This is a genomic window from Enterococcus faecalis (assembly GCF_029024925.1).
Lineage (GTDB): Bacteria > Bacillota > Bacilli > Lactobacillales > Enterococcaceae > Enterococcus > Enterococcus faecalis.
This window is the reverse complement of sequence record NZ_CP118962.1, coordinates 1,673,865-1,688,677: the sequence shown is the minus strand read 5'-3', so window position 1 is coordinate 1,688,677 and position 14,813 is coordinate 1,673,865. Positions and strand designations below refer to the sequence as shown.

Annotated in this window: 15 protein-coding genes; 10 read left to right on the top strand and 5 right to left on the bottom strand. The window is 35.7% G+C overall.

Features of this window, described 5'->3' with window-relative positions:
* Positions 1-108 precede the first annotated feature (108 nt).
* Together PYW42_RS08300 and PYW42_RS08295 are read left to right on the top strand one after the other, a co-directional pair.
* Entirely contained in the window at positions 109-636 is a 528-nt protein-coding gene (locus PYW42_RS08300) for a 5-bromo-4-chloroindolyl phosphate hydrolysis family protein (protein WP_002384387.1), read from the top strand.
* Positions 629-1,471: a hypothetical protein gene (locus PYW42_RS08295; protein ID WP_002364144.1), complete on the top strand. Its 843-nt coding sequence runs from the start codon at positions 629-631 to the stop codon at positions 1,469-1,471. Before PYW42_RS08300 ends, PYW42_RS08295 begins: the two co-directional genes overlap by 8 nt.
* A 318-nt stretch (positions 1,472-1,789) precedes the next feature.
* On the opposite strand, the gene PYW42_RS08290 is transcribed toward PYW42_RS08295, so the two are convergent.
* Positions 1,790-3,298 carry a helix-turn-helix domain-containing protein gene (locus PYW42_RS08290; protein WP_002364143.1) on the bottom strand — a complete coding sequence of 503 codons (1,509 nt, stop codon included), beginning with the start codon at positions 3,296-3,298 and terminating at the stop codon, positions 1,790-1,792.
* Positions 3,299-3,416: 118 nt separating this feature from the next.
* Positions 3,417-5,330 (bottom strand): PfkB family carbohydrate kinase, encoded by a 1,914-nt coding sequence (locus tag PYW42_RS08285; protein ID WP_002392196.1) that lies wholly within the window; start codon positions 5,328-5,330, stop codon positions 3,417-3,419.
* A gap of 146 nt (positions 5,331-5,476) precedes the next feature.
* On the opposite strand from PYW42_RS08285, the gene rihC reads away from it, so the two are divergent.
* From rihC to PYW42_RS08270, 3 genes are read left to right on the top strand one after another with little or no spacing between them, the layout of a single operon-like run.
* Complete coding sequence (gene rihC / locus PYW42_RS08280) at positions 5,477-6,430, top strand: ribonucleoside hydrolase RihC (protein WP_002383111.1); 954 nt, start codon at positions 5,477-5,479, stop codon at positions 6,428-6,430.
* Between the two features lie 16 nt (positions 6,431-6,446).
* Positions 6,447-7,820, top strand: a complete 1,374-nt coding sequence (gene dcuC / locus PYW42_RS08275) for a C4-dicarboxylate transporter DcuC (RefSeq protein WP_002360057.1) — start codon at positions 6,447-6,449, stop codon at positions 7,818-7,820.
* An 11-nt stretch (positions 7,821-7,831) separates the two neighbouring features.
* Positions 7,832-8,308, top strand: a complete 477-nt coding sequence (locus tag PYW42_RS08270; RefSeq protein WP_002360059.1) for a GNAT family N-acetyltransferase — start codon at positions 7,832-7,834, stop codon at positions 8,306-8,308.
* Between the two features lie 90 nt (positions 8,309-8,398).
* Here PYW42_RS08270 and PYW42_RS08265 read toward each other — a convergent pair whose 3' ends face one another.
* Entirely contained in the window at positions 8,399-9,427 is a 1,029-nt protein-coding gene (locus tag PYW42_RS08265) for a lactonase family protein (protein WP_010816130.1), read from the bottom strand.
* Between the two features lie 191 nt (positions 9,428-9,618).
* On the opposite strand from PYW42_RS08265, the gene clpX reads away from it, so the two are divergent.
* Together clpX and yihA are read left to right on the top strand one after the other, a co-directional pair.
* Positions 9,619-10,872: an ATP-dependent Clp protease ATP-binding subunit ClpX gene (clpX, locus tag PYW42_RS08260; protein ID WP_002357154.1), complete on the top strand. Its 1,254-nt coding sequence runs from the start codon at positions 9,619-9,621 to the stop codon at positions 10,870-10,872.
* 97 nt (positions 10,873-10,969) lie between these two features.
* Positions 10,970-11,551, top strand: a complete 582-nt coding sequence (yihA, locus tag PYW42_RS08255; protein ID WP_002357155.1) for a ribosome biogenesis GTP-binding protein YihA/YsxC — start codon at positions 10,970-10,972, stop codon at positions 11,549-11,551.
* 16 nt (positions 11,552-11,567) lie between these two features.
* Here the strand turns inward: yihA and PYW42_RS08250 are convergent, their stop codons facing one another.
* Entirely contained in the window at positions 11,568-11,720 is a 153-nt protein-coding gene (locus tag PYW42_RS08250) for an SPJ_0845 family protein (protein WP_002357156.1), read from the bottom strand.
* Positions 11,721-11,897: 177 nt separating this feature from the next.
* On the opposite strand from PYW42_RS08250, the gene yidD reads away from it, so the two are divergent.
* Together yidD and PYW42_RS08240 are read left to right on the top strand one after the other, a co-directional pair.
* Positions 11,898-12,200 (top strand): membrane protein insertion efficiency factor YidD, encoded by a 303-nt coding sequence (yidD, locus tag PYW42_RS08245; protein WP_002357157.1) that lies wholly within the window; start codon positions 11,898-11,900, stop codon positions 12,198-12,200.
* A gap of 2 nt (positions 12,201-12,202) precedes the next feature.
* Positions 12,203-13,084: an ROK family protein gene (locus PYW42_RS08240; RefSeq protein WP_002360061.1), complete on the top strand. Its 882-nt coding sequence runs from the start codon at positions 12,203-12,205 to the stop codon at positions 13,082-13,084.
* Positions 13,085-13,124: 40 nt separating this feature from the next.
* Here the strand turns inward: PYW42_RS08240 and PYW42_RS08235 are convergent, their stop codons facing one another.
* Positions 13,125-13,736, bottom strand: a complete 612-nt coding sequence (locus PYW42_RS08235; protein WP_002364140.1) for an FUSC family protein — start codon at positions 13,734-13,736, stop codon at positions 13,125-13,127.
* Positions 13,737-13,838: 102 nt separating this feature from the next.
* Between PYW42_RS08235 and PYW42_RS08230 the strand changes: the two genes are divergently transcribed.
* Positions 13,839-14,798, top strand: coding sequence for an aromatic acid exporter family protein (locus tag PYW42_RS08230; protein WP_002360063.1), 960 nt, complete (start codon positions 13,839-13,841; stop codon positions 14,796-14,798).
* The last annotated feature ends 15 nt before the right edge of the window (positions 14,799-14,813 follow it).

The window sequence follows — 14,813 nt, the reverse complement described above, 5'->3', positions numbered from 1 at the left end:
AAGTAATTGGGGGAGTAACATTTCATACTTATTTGTCAATTTTAAGCTGGACAATGTGTTCAGTAATATATACTAATTTAAAAAGGAGTACATGATTTGAATGGGATAATGGTTTTGTTAGTGGGCGCTGGGTACATCGGTTGGGTTATTTATAGAAATGGTCGTACGTATTTCCGTTATAAAAAAAATCTGAAAAAATATCAAACGACGCACCATCTAACGGACAGTGACCTAGAGATGTACCAAAGAATTATGGACGAATTAAAAAAACAAATTATTTATTTAAACGAACTAACGAATAAGTCACGAAATTTAAAAAAAATTGAACAAGTAGAACTGGGTGTTGCTTCCGCTAAAGGCATCTTTAAACACTTAGTGAAGTATCCTGAAGCAATTACTCATTTTAGTGATTTTTTATATCATAAGGTACCAGAGATTTTACGAGCATCAGAACGGTTTTTAAGCATTAAAGAAGATAAATTGTCAACAGAAGAAATAACACTTGCAACCAATGGTATCTTAAGTACCATACGAGTGTTGTCGGAAAGTATCACAGATGATTACGAAAAATTAGTCTCCGAAGCATCTGAGGAAATTTCCTTATCAAAAAAATTAGTGGAGAGAAAAAATGGCTAAACAAAAGAATTTTTATGATACATATGATGCGCTTTTTCAAAAGCCAAAATGGTCGTTTTTTCCTGTCACAAGAACAGACACAGCAAAGCAACTTCCTAACCCCAATAAAAAAGTGGTAAAACCACAGACGAAAAAAAAGAAAAAACAAAAAAAGAACAAAAAAATTATTTGGATAGGCATTGCTGTAGCAATTGGCTTTATAGTATATATTGATCTTGCGGAGAAAGATGATTATTGGGATTACTCCGCTTCATCAGAAGATGTTTATCCTTTAAAAGAAGCTGGACTTACCACAACTGGACCTGTTGATTTAGAAAAACCACTAAAAGTCACAATAGAACAAAATAAACTTTTATTTAATCAAGGCTACCAAATAGAAATTATCGGCGATGCCGATATTGAAACCAGTGGCGGAAAGAACTTTTTAATTTTACCTTCTACAGAGGAGTATCCAGATACAAAATATCTAGGCAATATCAGTTTTTATGAAAAAAGAGACTATTATACATCGGCAGGTATGTACCTTTCTGGCAATCTTGTCAACAGTCTTTCTGATTATTTAGATACAAGTAAAGAGTTTATCAAAGCATACCCAATTGATAAAATTGCTGATGTACAAACTGGCTATATTTTAAAACGGAATCAAGGATATACAGACATCTCAAAATATTATCTCTTTAAAGATGGGACGGGATTTGAATTAGAAGTCTCTGTTGACCAATTGGAAAAGGTCAAAGATCCCAAAGACTATTCTTCTTTTGTAAAAACATACGCAAAAGAAGTTGCTTTTATAGAAAAAAGTTTTAAATTTGAGTCTACTGATGAGGAATCTTGATAGAGAAAATAGTTTTCAGCTTCAAGTAGTGCCTAGTAACATCTTTGTTGAAAAAATGTAAGAGCCTGAGACAAAAAACACTTTGGATTTTTGTCTCAGGCTTAAAAACTGATTAGCGGTGGAACCGTAGCACTTTAAGGACTGAAGTACGACGTGTACCCACTTACTAGATTGTCTTGAAGGTAACGTAGAAAAGAACAGCAATATACAAGTGACCTACAAACTATTTTCTGTCAGACTAAAACTGGCAGAAGTGGTTTGTAGGTCGCTTGTTTTCATTATGGTTGGTGAGACAAGTTAGCGCTTGTGGTGTTTGTTTTAATATTGCAAATCAAAAATGGCGATACTTATTTTACTGAAAATTAGTTCCCAATCTTCTCGGGTTAATTCTTCTTCTAAAATGTAAATTCGGTCTATTTCTTTTGGTAAATCAAATAAGGGATAGTCAGTAATCACAATATCACAACTAGAAAAATCGGTTCGTTCAAAAATAATATCCTCACTAAATGCTTGCTTGATTTTCATCATAATAAAGCTAGCAATGTAAAAATCGCGAGAATATGCAACACCAATTTTAATTTTTTTGCGGGGACTATAGTGCTTATAAATTCGTAACAACAATTCACATGTCCAAATTGGGTTCTCCTGATCCTTAAATCTTAACTGATAAGGGGAATGCGCTGAAAAGTTTCGATAAAAAGCATAAATTTTTTTCTGTAAATCTTTTTGATAAGTACTATTTTTATTGACTAAAAAATCTAGAATTGCGGTATTTGGTTGCTGCGAAATAAATAATTGGTTATAGATAATATTTTTAAATAAAATAAGTAAGAAGTAATGACGATCAAATTCACGCATTTTTGGAATTTGAAAAACTTCGCAAAAATTGGTTAATAAAGAATCAACGTAGAAATATTCTGGGCAAGAAATTTCATTTAGAGCAACCAGTAAATCTTTGGCTCGTTTTGCTGAATCAAAATTATCAATGGCAATGGGTGCAATGATATCTACAACCCGCTGTTGATCTTCTGAAAAATTTGATTGGGAACAAAAAATAGTTTGTTTTGAGTCTGAGAAAAGCCTTAAATAAGGATGTTCTTCAAATTCTTTTTGGAGATCATCTTCACAAGTATATGGAAAGCGATATTTTGCGATGTGTAAAAGTAAATTTAATTTTAGTAGAGAAGCGTGTTCCAAGCGTTCAAGAATTTCTGGTTTAATATGTTGCGTCAGTATATCTTCAAAATAAGTAGAGGTATAACGTGGTAAGGCTAAGGTATTTAAAAAGATGGTCCAGTAGACATCAAGAAAAGCATATAGGACTTGAAATTCAGAACCTGTAATCACTTTACTCGCGGAGGGGGAAAAATGGACGGAAATTCCATACAAACCAAATAGTTTATTAATGTTATTTAACCGTTTGTAAATGTAAGATGAGCTAAAATTAGTTTCTTGACTCACTTTCCAGACAGAATTGTTTTCTTTTTTGATAATTGCTTGAAAAAGAATGAAGTCAGTAGAATGGACACAGTAATAATTAAATAATAAAAAATAGTGGGAAAGAAAATCATTGGAAGTCGTATGTAATGAAATTTTTCCGTGATGGATCTGAATCTCTAAGGTATTTTCAGGAAGGGTTGCTAAGTCTTCTTGAATTTCACGAAGATAAATTGATAAATTTTTAGTAGAAAGATCGAATTTTCGGGCAACACTAGATAAATCAAGGTTCGTTTGTTTTGCTAAGTATAAAAAGACAGCCAATTTTTTTTGTGTTTTCTTTGAAAGTAAAAATGTTTTTATGGCATCTTGTGTTTTGATGAGACTCACTCCTTAGTAATAACTTCTCTTTTATTATAATAGTTCGCCTAATAAATTGTAATAAAAAAGAACAATTCTCATTGGTTTATGAGAAAATAACAAGATATTCAGCAGGAAAACACCTGTGTCAGTCGACACAGGTGTTACGATGAGCAAAAAGAGCGGGTTCTTTTTTTATCAAATAATTTTCCAAAGTGACGTGATCAACTAAAGAATCAATCACCCCTTCTTTAGAAACTGAAAATCCTGCAGCCTGAATTGCTATTTGAATGGCTGCTTCAGTCGGATAACCTTTCGAAAGATAGGAGGCGAGCGCGCTGATAAAGCTGTCACTGGCACCAGTGCTATCCACAGCTATATTTTCTGTTGCAGGAAAATAGTGGCACACTTGGTGTGTTTTTAATAACACGCCTTTTTTTCCTAAAGTAACAATGACATTTTTTACGCCCATTTCTAAGAAGTACGCCGCTTTCTCTTCTAATGTACCAGTATCTGGTTGAAGTTCCAATAATTCATCTTCATTGGGAATGAAAAAATCAACCTTTTCTAGTATATTCACTGGAATATGATGAATAGCAGCTGGTTTTAAAATAATCGGTACCCCTGAATGTTGGGCGATTTCACAAGCCTTTTTTACAGCAGACAAAGGAATTTCTGTTTGAATGAGACAAAAACTGGCATCCATAAATAGGTGTTTTTGCTGTGCGATTTTTTTAGGTGTAAGCGCTGTGTTTGCACCAGGTAAGATTGAAATCATGGAGTCGCCGCTTGTCTCAACATAAATATAAGCTTGACCAGTCTCAGTATCTTGAATACGTGTGATACCATCTGTCGTAACGTGGTATTTTTCTAATTCTTTATATAAGTAATTCGCATCTGTGTCTGAGCCTAAACAACCAATTAAGGTGGCCTGATGCCCCAGTTTGGTTAAGCCAACAGCTTGATTTAATCCTTTTCCGCCGGGGAATTTAGCATAGCTAGACAGAAAATTTGTTTTGCCGTTATGTGGTAAATTTGTTGAATACAGATAATTATCAACGTTTAAACTACCCACTACAATCATTTTGCTATGTGGATTAACACTAGACATGCCTAATGTATTTTTGTGATCTAGCACCAATTTTTCAGCCTCATTAATCAAGGCTGTTTTTTCTTTGCGTTTGTTAAGCAATGATAAGGCTAACTGGCTGCCAAACGTCTCTGTATCTAATAAGACGGAAGAAATATGATCAGGTAAAAATGAACGATCAATTTTTCGCTTAATTGCGAGTAAAGAGTAATTATCGGGGGTTCGCAAACCGCTCTGCTTTAAAAGCTGTTCCAAAAAAACAGCCTGGGTATAGTCATCAGTAAGGATACCCGTAATCCCATCTGTGATAAGCTGATTACTGAAATCAGCAGGGATAGTAGTTAAAATATTTTCTTTACTAAAGGGTAAATTGACATCAAATAAGGCTTTTTTATAGCCTGCAATAATTGCTTCTTTATATTTTGGGTTAGTGACGAAATAACTAATTTTTTTATGGTTATTCTGTAATAATTCTTGGGTTAAAACATAACTAGCTTCTTCATAAAGCCCCGCTAGAGAAGGTAATTCGTTAGTTGAGTGATTGACGAAATAGTAAGGAATCGTTAATTCTTCTATAAATTTCGCGTATTGTTTACTGTTTTCATTGATTGGGTCCCAAATAATGCCACTGGCTTGTTTTAAAGTTGGCGAGGTAATATTTTTCAGTTCTTGTTCTAAACTACCGTGACTATTTAAAATCAAGCAGTTATAGCCATTTTCTTGAGCTTTATCAATAAAGCTCGTAACCCAAGCCTCAAAAGTTTCATGGCTATTTAATAATAACACGAAGGTTTTTGTAGTACTATTTGTGACGAGATTTGCTGAGTAAGGTGTGTAGTTGTAATCTCGAACGATTTTTAAGACACGCTCACGGGTTTCTTTACTAATAGTTTGATCTTTATTATTTATAATTTTGGATACAGTTGAAGCGGAAACGCCAGCTAATTTTGCAATATCTTTAATATTCATCATTTTCGTCCTTTCACTGAACTCTTTTTTATAGTAAGCATTCTAAAAGCAGAAAGTCAAGAAAAAGCCTAATTATTTATTATTTAGAAATTCTGCTTGATTTTTAATGAAAGCGCTGTTAATCTCAAGTTAAGAAAACGTTTCCGGAAATGTTTTTCCTAAATGTGAATGGAGGAAGAAAAATGGATACAAAGAAAAGACCGATCATTATTGATACGGACCCAGGAATTGATGATGCTGTAGCTTTAGCGATTGCACTGAATCATCCTAACCTAGAAGTTCGCTTAATAACGACGGTTGCAGGGAATGTAGATGTAGAAAAAACAACAAATAATGCCTTGAAACTTGTCGATTTTTTTGGGAAAAAGGTTCCTGTAGCCAAGGGGTGTAATTGTCCGTTACTTATTCAATTGGAAGATTCTGCTGAGATTCATGGGGAGACTGGCATGGATGGCTTTGAGTTTCCGCAACCTATCTCTACGTGTTTAGATATTCATGCAGTGGAAGCTATGCGAAAAGAAATTCTGTCTAGTGATGTTCCTTTGACCATTGTTCCAATTGCTGCATTAACGAATATTGCTTTGTTACTGACCCTCTATCCAGAAGTCAAAGAGAATATTGCAGAAATCGTCATGATGGGTGGCTCATTAGCAAGGGGAAATACAAATACAAGTGCCGAATTTAATACGTATGTCGATCCACATGCTGCACAAATTGTTTTCCAATCAGGTGTCCCGCTAACAATGGTAGGATTAGATGTTACAAGTCAAGCTGTGTTAACGAATCATGAAGTAACAGCCATCAGAGCGCTTGGTAGAGTTGGGGAAATGTTTTATGGTCTTTTCCGTCATTATAGAGGCGGCAGTCTAACTACAGGTTTGAAAATGCATGATGTCTGTGCGATTGCCTATTTAACTTCACCAGAATTATTTGAGACAACTGAAACGTTCATTGAAGTTGCTTTGGAAGGTCCAGCTGCGGGAGCTACTGTTGCGGATTTAAAAATGAAGTATCATAAAAACACGAATGCTGTTGCCTGTATAGATGTAAATGTTGAAGCTTTTCAAAAATGGGTTGTCGAAAAAATGAAAGCGGTTAATTAACTGAAGGAGGATAAGTATGATTGAAAGTTTATTGGTATTGGTCGTTTTAGTTGTTGTAGCCTATTTGATTGTAAAAAATTATCATCCCGCACTCAGCTTAATTATTGGTGCGCTTGTTCTACTTGCATGTGCATGGATGTTAGGACATCCCATTTATCCTGCAGGAGAAGGAACCGGTTTTGGATTATTTGATATTTTCTTGAAGTTTAAAGATACAATTATTGCACAAGTGAGTTCAGCAGGAATTGTAATTATGATTCTTTTTGGTTATTCAGGCTATATGAATGCAATCGGGGCCAATCAGATGGCTGTCAACTTTTTGGTGAAACCATTAATGAAGATTAAACGTAAATCGTTATTTGTCCCTGTGGTCTTTTTAATTGGAAATTTAATGTCACTAGTAGTTCCTAGTGCATCAAGTTTAGCGATTATTTTAATGTCTATATTATATCCGATGCTAGCCAGCATGGGGATTTCATCATTAACTGCTGCAGGTGTGATTGCAATGACGGCAACTATCATGCCAACACCTTTAGGCGCGGATAACGTAATCGCCGCAAATACCCTTGGTTATGATGTGTTAAATTATGTTGTATGGAATGCCAAAATTTCGCTGCCATCGTTATTAATCATTGCGGTTGCACAGTACTTCTGGCAAAAATACTGCGATAAAAAAGAAGGTGAGGCTGCCTATGTTTCATTAAATGAAGAGGGCTTAAGCAAACAAAAAGAATTTGATGTTCCTAAATTTTATGCAATATTGCCAATATTACCGCTATTATTAATTGTTGGAGTGGGAATCGCAGGAATGTTTATTAAAGGAATAACGATGGATATTTTTGTTCTTACATTTATTTCTTTCTTCATTGCTGTATTGGTTGAGACGCTTCGCTTGAAATCTTTTAAAAAGGTTCAAGATACGGCTGTCGAGATGTTTAAAGGAATGGGGCAAGGGTTTAGTCAAGTTGTGATGCTTGTCGTAGGCGGTTCATTGTTCACGTCTGCGATTCAAACGTTAGGAATTATTGATAGTATTATGGCATCTGTCGAAGCATCAAGTTCAGCAGGAATTGTCACGACCTTAATTTTCAGCGGTGCAACGACCCTTTTTGGAATTTTAAGCGGTGGTGGACTGGCAATGTTTTATGCGGTTATCGAACTAATTCCTGGGATTGCTGAAAAAGCTGGGATTGATGGTATTTTAATTTCCTTGCCAATGCAGATGATTGCGAATTTAACTAGAACGATTTCTCCTGTAGCAGCAGTTGTCATGATTGTCGCATCAACAGTAGGAGTTAGTCCCATCAGAATTTTAAAACGGACGAGTGTACCGACCATCATTGGCATTATTAGTGTGATTGTCTTATCGATTCTATTGTTACCTTATTAAGAGAATAAACAATGAAAATTAGAGTGGCTGATGAGAAAGAGTTACCGATGATTCTTCAATTTTTAACAGAAGTAAAGGCATATATGGATGTTGTGGGCATTACACAGTGGACAAAGGACTATCCTTCTCAAGGAGATATCCAAGAAGACATTACAAAAAAACGATTATATTTGCTAGTGCACGAAGAAATGATTTTTTCAATGGCAACGTTATGTATGGAGCAGGAACAAGACTTTGTTTGGTTAAAGCGCTTTGCAACTTCGCCTAATTATATTGCCAAGGGTTATGGCAGTTTGTTGTTCCATGAATTGGAGAAACGAGCAGTCTGGGAAGGAAGACGTAAAATGTATGCTCAAACTAATCATACAAACCATAGAATGATTCGATTTTTCGAAAGTAAAGGGTTCACAAAAATTCATGAATCTTTACAAATGAATCGCTTAGACTTTGGCTCTTTTTATTTATACGTTAAAGAATTGGAGAACTAATCCATCGTTTAAAATAAGAAAACAGGAGTCAGATGCAAACATTAATTAGCATCTGACTCCTGTTATTTTCCAAGGAAATAGTCAACTTAATTATACAAATAAAACACAAACACATTCGGGAACAGCAACATCTTTTTGAATCATTTCTAATAAGCCTGTTTCTTGGTTCCGACGATAAAGTGTTAAGTTATCAGAGTCTTGATTAGCGACAACGATGAAATCTTCAGAAGGATCTAAATCAAAATCTCTCGGAATATCGCCTTCTGTTGAAATTAATTGAATTCGTTCAATCGCTTCGCCATTTTCTGAAACAGCATAGACAGCAATTGAGTTATGGCCACGGTTTGAAGCATAAAGGAAACGGCCATCAGAAGAAATACGAATCGCAGCACCACCATTAAACGCATCATAATCAGCAGGTAAAGTAGAAACTTTTTGTAATTCAGTGAAAGAACCATCTGTTTCATCATATGAAAGAACTGAAACAGTGCTATCTAATTCACCAAATAAATAAGCCAATGATTTTGTTGGGTGGAACACTAAATGACGTGGACCAGTCCCTGGCTCAGTCACGAATTGAGCAATCTCAGAAAGCTTTCCATCTAAGCTAACATTATACGTATACACACGATCGGTTCCTAGATCACAGACGACTAAGCGTTGATCAGGTGTCAAATCTGTGTAATGAACATGGGCATTGTTTTGGTTTTCATGAGGACCAGTTGGCTCTGTATGAATCACTTTGTCAGCATCTTCCAAAGAACCATCTTCTAAGATACGATACACGTGAACGATACCTTGGTGATAATTTGCTGCATAGACAAGTTGTCGGTTTTCGTCAACAGCTACATAACATGGCGGCGCACCTTCCTCAGTTACTTTATTCAATAAGTTAAAATGGTCCATTTCTGGTTGATAAGCGGCAGTGCCACCTTCACCGTCAACATTAGTGACGCTAAAAAGTTCGCCCTTTTGACTCAGAGCAAGATAGGTAGGACTCGTTTCTTCTAACAAAAGTGTCGCTTCTGTTAAACGACCTTGTGTCGTATCTAATGCAATTTTATAAATGCCTTGGCTGGCTCTTCGAGTATAGGTACCTAGTAAAATTTGTTCTAACATCACAATTCCTCCAATTTGTTTCAACACAATCACTTTTTATGAAAGTGCTTTTATATAATGTAGTATACCATAAGAAGTCTAAGAACAATAAAACTTTCTATCTGAGATGTTCGCATTTTAAAGTGGTTTGTGCTATTATGATGAGAGACTGTGATGACAGTCATTTTTTGATTTTTAGAGGGGTGACGAACATGTACGACAATACGGATAATAACGGGACCGTTCGTTGTTCATTTTGTGGGAAAACACAAGAAGAAGTAAAAAAAATTGTTGCTGGTCCGGGTGTCTATATTTGTAATGAATGTATTGATCTATGTAAAGAGATTATTGATGAAGAATTTTATGATGAAGCAGTCCGAGAATTAACGGATGTGCCAAAACCCCAAGAAATTTTAAATGTTTTAAATGAATATGTTATTGGACAAGAACGTGCAAAACGCACACTTTCTGTTGCTGTTTACAATCACTATAAACGTGTGAATCAATCAGAAACAGCTGCAACTCAAGATGACGTTGAATTGCAAAAAAGTAATATTTGTTTAATTGGACCAACAGGTTCAGGTAAAACTTTCTTGGCTCAAACGTTAGCAAAAACATTAAATGTACCTTTTGCAATCGCTGATGCGACCAGTTTAACAGAAGCAGGTTATGTAGGGGAAGATGTTGAAAACATCCTTTTAAAATTACTACAATCTGCTGACTATAATGTTGAACGTGCGGAAAAGGGCATTATCTATATTGATGAGATTGATAAAATTGCCCGTAAGAGTGAAAATGTTTCGATTACTCGAGATGTTTCAGGTGAGGGTGTTCAACAAGCCTTACTAAAAATTCTTGAAGGAACAGTTGCAAGTGTACCACCACAAGGGGGCCGCAAACATCCACATCAAGAATTTATCCAAATTGACACAACGAATGTTCTCTTCATCGTTGGTGGAGCATTTGATGGAATTGAAACCATTGTTAAAAACCGCTTAGGCGAAAAAACTATTGGTTTTGGTAAAACTAATTCTGCTTTAAATGAAGAAGAAAGCATCATGCAACATATTATTCCAGAAGATTTATTGAAATTTGGTTTAATTCCAGAATTTATTGGACGCTTACCTGTAATGGCTGCGCTTGATAAATTAACGAATGATGATTTAGTTCGAATTTTAACAGAACCGAAGAATGCCTTGGTGAAACAATATCAAAAATTATTGTCTCTTGATGACACTAAATTAGAATTTGAACCAGAAGCATTAAAAGCCATCGCAGCCAAAGCCATTGAACGTAATACTGGCGCACGGGGACTTCGTTCAATCATTGAAGAAATTATGATGGACGTAATGTTTGATGTTCCTTCAGATGAAAGCATTGAAAAAGTTATCATTACTAAAATGGCCGCTGAAGGTACCGGTAAACCAACAATTATTTATAACAAAAAAGATAAAGAAGCTGTATAAGATTGAAGCTGAAAACAGCTCTTTCGGCGGATCTCCGAAAGAGCTGTTTTTGTTAAGCTTTTGAATGAAAGACTGAACAGAAGAACGGAGGAAAACAATGAACGTACATAATGCAGAAATCGTGATTAGTGCGGTATCCCCTAAACAATATCCTGAATCTCAGTTACCGGAGATTGCTTTAGCTGGACGCTCGAACGTTGGGAAATCATCTTTTATTAATACCTTGATTAATCGTAAAAATTTAGCAAGAACTTCAGGTAAACCTGGTAAAACGCAAACGCTAAACTTTTATTTAATTGAGGATGCCTTACACTTTGTGGATGTTCCTGGCTATGGTTATGCCAAAGTTTCTAAAACAGAACGTGCGAAGTGGGGAAAAATGATTGAAACGTATATCACGCAACGTGAGCAATTACGTGCAGTCGTTTCTTTAATTGATTTACGTCATCCGCCGACCCAAGATGATATCCAAATGTATGAATTTTTGAAATACTATGATTTGCCAGTTATTATTGTGGCAACTAAGGCAGACAAAATTCCGCGGGGCAAATGGAACAAACACGAGAGTGTCATCAAAAAAGCCTTGAATTTTGATAAACAAGATGACTTTATTATTTTCTCTTCTGAAACAAAAGAAGGAAAAGAAGCAGCTTGGACAGCAATTGAAAAATTTCTATAGAAAAAAACAAGCAAAATTACTCTTTTGCTTGTTTTTTTGCTTCTTCTTTTTTTACTTCTTGTCGTTGTTTTGCCAGTTCTTCAAGAGGTACTTCTTTCTTTAATGGATCAACGGCGAAAGAATCGAAGAGTTTATCTAAGTCATTGGAACGTTCAAATTTTAATCCCATTTACTAAGCCTCCATTCCTTTTTTTATAGTGTAGCACGTTTTTTTTCATTTGGATAGCAACAGAAATGTAAGAATTCGTCATAGGTGCACCTGGTGTAATTTCTCGTAACTAAGACTTGCCAAACATGAAAAAACAAGCTATTCTTTAGTAAGAATTAGTTAGAAAGAAGGCACTTTATGAAAAATCCGTTAATCGGCGGTGTTCGTTTTTATCAACGATTTATTTCTCCAGGATTGCCTGCACGTTGTCGCTATTACCCAACGTGTTCACAATATATGATTGATGCAATTCATACACATGGAAGTGTCAAAGGAACAACGATGGGGGTAGCACGGATTTTACGATGTCATCCTTTTGTTAAAGGCGGCATTGACTATGTTCCGTTGAAATTTCGCTTGACGAAAAATCCTGATGAGACCTATCATGGACCGTATACGTATCGAAGAAATAAGAAAACAGAAGTAGAAAAGGATGGATAAATATGGCAATTTTAGCATTTGATCTTGGCGGTTCTTCCGTGAAATACGGCGTTTGGACAGGCAAAGAATTAACAAATCAAGGGAGCTTTCCAACACCTGGCTCTTGGGAAGAAATGAAAGCGCATTTATATTCGGTTTATGCAGACAAAAGAAATGAGTCGATTAGTGGTGTTGCTTTTAGTTCACCTGGAGTAGTTGACGAAAAAAGTCAACAGATTTTAGGGATTTCCGCCATTCCATATATTCATCATTTTAACATTTATGAAGAATTAGAAGCGTTGTTTGGCTTACCAGTGACTATCGAAAATGATGCGAATTGTGCTGGTTTAGCTGAGATATATGAAGGCGCGGCGAAAGGGAAAAAAGAAGTGCTTTTTGTCGTTATTGGGACAGGAATTGGCGGAGCAATTTTTCGCAATGGTGAATTGTACAAAGGCGCTCATTTATATGGAGGCGAGTTTGGACTGAACTTTTTAAGTAATGGCCAAACATTCAGTGAAATTGGCACAGCTGTCAAAATGGCTCAGCGCTATTGTGAACGAATTGGAGTCGAAAAACAGGCGGTGACAGGAGAAGAAGTTTTTGAACTGGCACAACGAGGGGATGAGATTGCTCGCGAAGAAGTCAATAATTTTTATGATTATTTAACACAAGGATTATTCGGCTTACAGTTTTCTTATGATCCTGAAATGATTGTACTCGGAGGCGGTGTTTCTGCTAAAGAAGGCTTATTAGCAGAGATTAATCGCCGGATGCTAACGCATTTACAGACCTTTGAATTAAAAGATTTTGTTCCAGAAATCGTGACCTGCCATTATCAAAATGATGCCAACTTGATTGGCGCAGCCGCCAACTTTCAAGCAAAAACGAATTGGGAACTATAAAGAAACAGCCGATTGTTATTCTCTTCAATCGGCTGTTTCTTTATTTATTTGCCTTGTCATCAGTGTTTTCTTCTGCAGCAATCCGCGCTTGAACTTGTTGGCGTAAAGTTTCTAGTTCTTTTTCTTTCTTTTCTAATTCAGCTAAATCTTCAGAAATTTCATGGGCTTCTTCTGCTGGCTTAGGTTGTAAAAAGACGTTTAAACCAATCGCTATAAAGGTCCCAATGAATGTATCCAACACACGTTCCATTGCATATTGAAAGGAATCGCTTTGCGGAATACTTAAAGAAATCATTAAAAGTGTCGCAGTTGCAGAAATGATCCCAGCATTGTTATTAATCCCATCAGAAACAACGATGACGATAATGACTAAAAGTGGTAGTAGCAGTAATTCTACTAAGTGTTGATTAGGAAAATAATCTTGTGCTAATACATAAAGCAAAGCTAAAAAGCCACCCAATGTGTTTCCAATAATGCGCGATTTTCCAAAAGACAAACTGGTATTTAAATCTTGTCTTAGCGAAAAAACAGCTGCTAAACAGGCAATCATAGGTGAGCCACGATGGGAAAATTGAAATAAAAGAATACACAGCATGACAGCAATTGCTGTTTTTAACGTTCGCATGCCTAAACGAAATCGACCCACTATCATAAATATTCGCTCCTAAATAACTTTTCTCTTTAATGATAACCGAAATAGAGGTAAAATTACTAGAGAAAAGTGAAGAATTATTATTTTTTAAGGGGAGTATGCATGAAAATTGGTTTACGAACAGTCAAGACAGCCATTAGCGCTGCATTAGCAATGATTATTGCGGAAAAACTGGGATTACTTTATGCCCCTTCGGCAGGGATTATTTCGGTCTTAAGTGTTACTAGCACGAAAAAAACATCTGTCATGACAGGAATTTATCGTTTGTTATCCTTAGCTTTAGCAACTATTTTAGCGTATATTTGTTTTACTTTTTTGGGTTTTACAGCGATTGCTTTTGGTATTTTTTTGTTATTATTTATTCCAGCAGCTGTGTATTTTCAATTATCTGATGGGATTGTTGTGAGTTCCGTTTTGGTAACTCATTATTTAGTCGAAAAAAATCTTTCTTGGGCGATTATTGGAAATGAGTTTTTATTAATGAGTATTGGTGTGGGACTAGCGTTATTAGCTAATTCCTATATGCCTGATACAGAAAAACGTTTAAGAGAAGACCAAGAAGTCATTGAAACAATGTTTCGTAAAATTTTAAGGGAAATGGCGCTACATTTAAACAACGCTGCAGGAGAGCGAAATTTGGTCATGCATTGTGCAGATTTAAAAACCTTTATTCGCACAGGCGAGACGTGGGCCAAAAATCATGCCGAGAATCAATTGCTGTCTACCAATACGTACTATTTAGAGTACTTTGCGATGAGAAAAATGCAAAGTAATATTCTAAAAAACATGTTGGAATTATTAGAAGATATTACTGTTGATGCGCAACAAGTTCGCTATATTCAACAATTGTTGGAATATACGGCAGAAACATTTGCAGAGAATAATGATGGACAAGAAATTATGAATCGAATTAAGACCGTTTATGAAACCTATCGCACAAAACCATTACCGCAAACAAGAAGTGAATTTGAAAATCGGGCGCGACTCTTTCAGTTTTTACAATTGTTTCAGTCATTCATTCAAGTCAAAGCGGACTTTGCCAAATTACAACTAGATAAATAAACAAAAAAGAAACCT

Coding starts and splice junctions, on each gene's coding strand:
- PYW42_RS08230 (WP_002360063.1), top strand. CDS start 13,839: ATGAAAATTGGTTTACGAACAGTCAAGACAGCCATTAGCGCTGCATTA.
- PYW42_RS08285 (WP_002392196.1), bottom strand. CDS start 5,330: ATGATGAATATTAAAGATATTGCAAAATTAGCTGGCGTTTCCGCTTCA.
- yihA (WP_002357155.1), top strand. CDS start 10,970: ATGAACGTACATAATGCAGAAATCGTGATTAGTGCGGTATCCCCTAAA.
- yidD (WP_002357157.1), top strand. CDS start 11,898: ATGAAAAATCCGTTAATCGGCGGTGTTCGTTTTTATCAACGATTTATT.
- PYW42_RS08240 (WP_002360061.1), top strand. CDS start 12,203: ATGGCAATTTTAGCATTTGATCTTGGCGGTTCTTCCGTGAAATACGGC.
- clpX (WP_002357154.1), top strand. CDS start 9,619: ATGTACGACAATACGGATAATAACGGGACCGTTCGTTGTTCATTTTGT.
- dcuC (WP_002360057.1), top strand. CDS start 6,447: ATGATTGAAAGTTTATTGGTATTGGTCGTTTTAGTTGTTGTAGCCTAT.
- PYW42_RS08300 (WP_002384387.1), top strand. CDS start 109: ATGGTTTTGTTAGTGGGCGCTGGGTACATCGGTTGGGTTATTTATAGA.
- PYW42_RS08250 (WP_002357156.1), bottom strand. CDS start 11,720: ATGGGATTAAAATTTGAACGTTCCAATGACTTAGATAAACTCTTCGAT.
- PYW42_RS08235 (WP_002364140.1), bottom strand. CDS start 13,736: ATGATAGTGGGTCGATTTCGTTTAGGCATGCGAACGTTAAAAACAGCA.
- PYW42_RS08270 (WP_002360059.1), top strand. CDS start 7,832: ATGAAAATTAGAGTGGCTGATGAGAAAGAGTTACCGATGATTCTTCAA.
- rihC (WP_002383111.1), top strand. CDS start 5,477: ATGTTTTTCCTAAATGTGAATGGAGGAAGAAAAATGGATACAAAGAAA.
- PYW42_RS08265 (WP_010816130.1), bottom strand. CDS start 9,427: ATGTTAGAACAAATTTTACTAGGTACCTATACTCGAAGAGCCAGCCAA.
- PYW42_RS08295 (WP_002364144.1), top strand. CDS start 629: ATGGCTAAACAAAAGAATTTTTATGATACATATGATGCGCTTTTTCAA.